The organism is Bradyrhizobium lablabi (assembly GCF_900141755.1).
GTDB lineage: Bacteria > Pseudomonadota > Alphaproteobacteria > Rhizobiales > Xanthobacteraceae > Bradyrhizobium > Bradyrhizobium lablabi_A.
The window spans coordinates 6088070-6093794 of the sequence record NZ_LT670844.1; the positions used below are offsets into that span (position 1 = coordinate 6088070).

Below are 5725 nucleotides of genomic sequence, written 5' to 3' on the forward strand. Positions count from 1 at the left end.
CCCATCCGGCGGAGATTCCTAATGAAAAAGCTGTTACTCGGTGCCACCGTCATGTTCGCGGTGGTAGCGGCGATGACGCTGCCGGCCGCCGCGCAGGATGCGACCTGGCTCGCCAGTCCCGTCTCAAACGACTTCGATGCCGCGGCCAACTGGAACCCGGCCACGGTGCCGACCGGCACTGCCTTTTTCGGCGTGTCGACTAAGACCGCCCTGGCATTCACAGCCGCCACCACCGTCGGCGGATGGACGTTCAATGCCGGGGCGTCCGCCTACACCTTCAACAGTGCCCTGGATCTGAATTTCACCGGCGCCGGGATCGTCGTCAACGGCGGCAGCGCCGCCATCACCCACGTCGGCAACACCCTGTCTTTTGCAAACAGCAGCACAGCTGGCAGCGCCACCGTCACCAACAGCGGCGCCGGCAAACTGTCTTTCACAAACAACAGCACGGCCGGCCGCGCCACCATCACCAACACCGCCATCAACGGCAACCTGTCTTTCGCAGACAACAGCACGGCCGGCACCGCCACCATCACCAACGACAACACCGGCAACCTGTCTTTCGCAGGCAACAGCACGGCCGGCAGCGCCACCATCATCAACATCAACACCAGCAACCTGTCTTTCGCAAACAGCAGCACGGCCGGCAGCGCCACCATCACCAACAACAACAGCGGCCGATTGACTTTCAAGGACAGCAGCACGGCTAGCAGCGCCACCATCACCAACGACGGCATCGTGCAATTCTTCAACACCAGCACGGCCGGCAGCGCCACCATCGCCAACAACCACAACGGCCAATTACTTTTTCAGAACAGCAGCACGGCCGGCACCGCCACCATCACCAACAACAACACCCTGACTTTCATCAACAGCAGCACGGCTGGTAGCGCCACCATCACCAACACCAACAATAACTTACTGCTATTCGCAAACAATAGCACGGCCGGCAACGCCACCATCGCCAACAACAACGGCAGCCAATTGATTTTCCAGAACAGCAGCACGGCCGGCAGCGCCACCATCACCAACAACGCATCCAGCACCCTGATTTTCTTCGATACCAGCACGGCCGGCAGCGCCACTATCACCAACAACAACGCCCTGACTTTCGACAACAACAGCACGGCCGGCAGCGCCACCATCACCAACAACAACACTTTGATCTTCAACAACAGCAGCACGGCCGGCAGCGCCGCCATCGCCAACAGCGGCAGCGTGCAATTCTTCAACACCAGCACGGCTGGCGGCGCCACCATCACCAACGGCAGCGGCCTGTTTTTCCACGACACCAGCACAGCCGGCAGCGCTACCATCACCACCGGCGGCGCTACAGCGTTTTTCAACAGCAGCAGCGGCGGCTCGGCGCGGTTCATCACCGAGGCGGGCGGTTTCTTCGATATTTCGGGGCTCGTTACGGGGGGCACCACCGCGGGGTCGATCGAGGGCGCCGGCCACTACGATCTCGGCGGCAACAGCCTGGCGGTCGGCTCCAACAATCTCTCCACCGAAGTGAGCGGGGTGATCTCCGACGCCGGGGATTCCGGCGGCAGCGGCGGCTCGCTCGTCAAGGTGGGCACCGGCACGCTGACGCTGTCGGGTCTCAACGCCTATACCGGTGCGACCACGGTTAACGGCGGCACGCTGGAGGTGGACGGCTCGATTGCGACGTCAAGCCTCGCCAGCGTGAATGCCGGCGGCACACTCTCCGGCACCGGCTCGGTCGGCGCGACGCAGATCAATGCCGGCGGCACGCTCGCGCCCGGCAGCACCGCCAATCCGACCGGCACGTTCGCGATCGCCGGCAATCTCGCGTTTCAATCCGGCTCGCTCTATCTGGTGCATCTCAACCCGGCGGCCGCGGCGCGCACCAATGTGTCCGGCACCGCGACGCTGACGGGCGCCAGCGTGCAGACGGTATTCGCACCCGGCAGCTATCTGACAAAAAGCTTCGACATTCTGCATGCGACCGGCGGCCTCGGCGGCACCACGTTCGCTGGCGTGAGCGGCAATGTTCCGGCCGGCATCGCCGAAAGCCTGAGTTACACCGCAACCGACGTGTTCTTGAATCTCTCCTTGACGAATCTAGGCGCGGGCGGCGGGCTCAATCAGAACCAGCAGAACGTCGCCAACGCGATCAACACCTTCTTCAACAAGGGCGGCGCGCTGCCGCCGGGTTTTGTCAGCCTCTTTGGTCTTAGCGGCGGCAATCTCAATAACGCACTGACGCAGGTCTCCGGCGAAACCGCGACCGGTTCGCAACAGGCCACCTTCGATGCCATGGGCATGTTCATCGGCGTGATGACCGATCCGTTCATGGCCGGCCGCGGCGATGCCGTCTCGTCGCCGAGCGGCGCATCGGGATTTGCCGAAGAAAACGACAGCGCCGGCGCTGACGGTTCCAGCGACAAGTCGCTCTCAAAGAACGAACGCGACGCTTACGGCATGATGCTCACCAAGGCGCCGCTGGCCCAAAGCTACGATCCGCGCTGGAGCGTGTGGGGGGCCGGCTTCGGCGGCTCGCAAACCACTGACGGCAACGCGGCGATCGGATCGAACAGCGCCACCAGCCGCATTGCCGGCACCGCGGTCGGCGCGGATTATCGCTTCTCGCCGTTTACGATTGCCGGTTTCGCGCTCGCCGGCGGCGGCACGAACTTCAGCGTCGCCAATGGCGGCACCGGGCGTTCCGATTTGTTTCAGGCCGGCGCCTTTGTGAAGCACACGGTCGGACAAGCCTATATCAGTGGCGCGCTGGCCTATGGCTGGCAGGACATCACCACCAACCGCACGGTGACGGTCGCCGGTCTCGATCAGTTGCAGGCCCGCTTCAATGCCAATGCCTATTCCGGACGCCTCGAGGGCGGCTATCGTTTTGTCTCGCCCTGGATCGGCGGCGTCGGGCTTACGCCTTACGCGGCCGGACAGTTCACGACCTTTGATCTGCCAGCCTATGCCGAGCATGCCATCATGGGGTCGAACCAATTTGGGTTGGCCTATGGTTCGAAAAGCGTGACGGATTCTCGCAGCGAGCTCGGCCTGCGTTCCGACAAATCCTTCGCCATGCCGAACGCGATCCTCACGTTGCGGGGCCGCTTTGCCTGGGCCCACGATTTCAATCCCGACCGTGCGATCGCCGCCACCTTCCAGGCGCTGCCGGGGGCTTCCTTCGTCGTGAACGGCGCCGCGCAGGCGCACGATTCCGCGCTCACCACGGCGTCCGCCGAAATAAAATGGCTGAACGGCTGGTCGGCGGCTGCCACCTTCGAAGGTGAATTCTCCGACGTGACGCGGTCCTATGCCGGCAAGGGCGTGGTTCGCTACGCCTGGTGACCGGCGCAACCAACGGGCGGGCTTGCGGTGGGCGAGGTGAAGACTGACCTGCAAGTAGCAATCCCGCCTTTGACGACCGCTGCTGGCTTCAGCCAAACAAACGTCCGGTGGGCGCTTGCTGAGTGTCCCTCGCGAGCTTCATTGAGTGTCATTTCGCCATCCGTGTCGCCCGCCGGCCACAGCAGGTTCAAAACAGCCAGAACTTCCGCTGGGTCCTGGGATCGCTTCCGCATGGTCCAAGCCAGGCACGATTGGTCGAGTTAGGTTCCCTCTCCAATCAACAGGGATTCTCGATGAAAAGCCTGGTACTTGGCGCCATCGCCATGCTCGCGCTAGCAGCCTCCCCTGCTGCGGATGCCGCCGACATTCCCGCCCCCGTGTACACAAAAGCTCCGATCGTCGGTAGCCTGTCGGAGACTTTCCGGTCACCGGGCCCGCTCACGCCAAGGAATACCACATCGCCGGCGAGCGCCGTGCGTGACCAAACCTTCCGGATCGGGCTGAACTACCGGTTCGGAGCGGTTTCCTCCGTCACCCAAAACTGAGGAGCGCGAACCGTGACGGGGCATCGACAGCCTGACTGTTTCTCGGCATCTCAGATTCCGAGATGCAAAGATCGCCAATGTCGATGAAAACCATTACGGCTTCGGCGGCTCACAAGCTCGGAAAATTTCTCGCCAACGACTTCCGTGAAATCTTTGGTTCAAGGCACGACGAATTGGCGGCGCGCCTCGGTTCACTTGCTCAGATCACCATCGAATGCATTGGTAGAAGCGACGCGCTGTATCACAATTACGAGCATACCTGGCTGGTCACCATGGTCGGCCGCGACATCTTGCAGGGTCTGACGATGTCGCGTCGGATCGAACCTTCCGACTACCTTCATCTCATCCTCGCCTGCCTGTTTCATGACATCGGCTATGTTCGCGGCGCGTTGAGCGGCGATACGGAAGACGAGTTTGTCGTAAGTGAATCAGGACGCAAGATTACGTTGCCTCGGGGTGCGTCAGATGCTTCGCTTACGGCTTACCACGTCGACCGGTCGAAGCTGTTTGCGATCGAGCGGCTTGGAAATTCCCCCGGCATTGACGTGGAACGAATTGCGGAAGCGATTGAATATACTCGCTTCCCACCTTCGCCTGAGAGAAAGACGACGGACGCAGATTTGCTGCCCCGTCTGGTTCAGGCAGCCGACTTGATCGGACAGCTCGGCGATCCAATGTACGCCAAGAAGGTAAACGCGCTTTTCTATGAATTCGAGGAAATCGGCATGAACCGACAACTCGGATATTTGTCCCCCGCCGATCTCGTCGATATATATCCGGAATTCTTTTGGAATAGTGTCTCGATGCACCTCGACGCGGGCATCAAATACCTTAGCCTGACCGTTTCTGGCCGCCAGTGGATTGCCAACCTCCATCACCACGTGATGTGTGCTGAAACGGCCCAGCGTCTGATGGGCCCGATGTTCGAGATGGGTCCATGAACTGTGTGCGGTACGGGCGCGTTGATGGGACTTTTAAGGTGCCAATTTCCGCAAGCCGCTGGTGCGGGTCGGCCCGGACAGAGCGCAAGCCGCCGCAGCTTGGTCGATATCGCGCGCAAGGGCGGCAGCGAAGTAAGCGGTCTTCGCCGCTCAGTGCTCTCCGCGCTTTGCCGCCTCCCGCACCTCGGAGGGTGAGGCAGCGTAGCGGCGACGGAAAGTTCGATTGAAATAGGACAGGTCCCCGAAGCCGTTCGCGAAGGCGATGTTGCTGATTGGACGGTTGGCAACGCGCGGATCGGTCAGCGCGGTGTGGGCACGAGCGAGGCGCTCGCGGAGCGGGGGAGCGCTCGGTGTGAATGCCTGAGCAATCGATCGATGCGAGCCCGAGGCCCGGCAACTTTCGCAGCACGCACCGGCAACGGAACGGACTGCCGGCGTGCTGCTCGATGTCGTGCTTAGCGATCACGCGCTCGTAGACGTCGCGTACGAATGCGAGCCGATCGCGTTCCGCCACATCGTCGCTGGAAAACCGATGAACGTGAAAATCACCCGCGCCCGACGTCATTGAGTGCCCCATATCGAAATTGAGTGCCCATATCGGATTTTTGTCGCCCGCGGGCTACACCAAGTTCGAAAGGAGTTGAAACTTCCGCCGAGTCCTGGGGACGTTTCCGCATAGTCCGAGCCCGGCGCCATTGGCCGCGTTAAGTTTGCTCGACGCTACATCTGCCACGCAATTTGTTGGGCATCATATGATGAGCGTCATAAAAAATCAGCAAACAAAATATAGCTAACGAGTGGTTAAACCACAGCGTGAAGCGCTGCACACTTCACCGTGGTCAGATCCATAGAAACAAGCATTCCGAAGAAACCAACAACCATTCTGACTGCGGGAGTTCAAAAGAC

Annotated in this window: 5 protein-coding genes; 4 read left to right on the forward strand and 1 reads right to left on the reverse strand. The window is 61.2% G+C overall.

Features of this window, described 5'->3' with window-relative positions; translation table 11 throughout:
• Positions 1-21: 21 nt before the first annotated feature.
• From B5526_RS28265 to B5526_RS28275, 3 genes are all read left to right on the forward strand, one after another.
• Positions 22-3333, forward strand: coding sequence for an autotransporter outer membrane beta-barrel domain-containing protein (locus B5526_RS28265; protein WP_079543068.1), 3312 nt, complete (start codon positions 22-24; stop codon positions 3331-3333).
• A gap of 122 nt (positions 3334-3455) precedes the next feature.
• Entirely contained in the window at positions 3456-3878 is a 423-nt protein-coding gene (locus B5526_RS28270) for a hypothetical protein (protein ID WP_079543069.1), read from the forward strand.
• An 83-nt stretch (positions 3879-3961) separates the two neighbouring features.
• Positions 3962-4819 (forward strand): HD domain-containing protein, encoded by an 858-nt coding sequence (locus B5526_RS28275; RefSeq protein ID WP_079545513.1) that lies wholly within the window; start codon positions 3962-3964, stop codon positions 4817-4819.
• Positions 4820-4969: 150 nt separating this feature from the next.
• Here the strand turns inward: B5526_RS28275 and B5526_RS28280 are convergent, their stop codons facing one another.
• Positions 4970-5188, reverse strand: a complete 219-nt coding sequence (locus B5526_RS28280; protein WP_079545515.1) for a helix-turn-helix domain-containing protein — start codon at positions 5186-5188, stop codon at positions 4970-4972.
• Positions 5189-5255: 67 nt separating this feature from the next.
• Here B5526_RS28280 and B5526_RS39495 point away from each other — a divergent pair, with 67 nt between their 5' ends.
• A complete protein-coding gene (locus B5526_RS39495; RefSeq protein ID WP_283807571.1) occupies positions 5256-5387 on the forward strand; it encodes a hypothetical protein in 132 nt (43 codons plus the stop codon).
• Positions 5388-5725 lie beyond the last annotated feature (338 nt).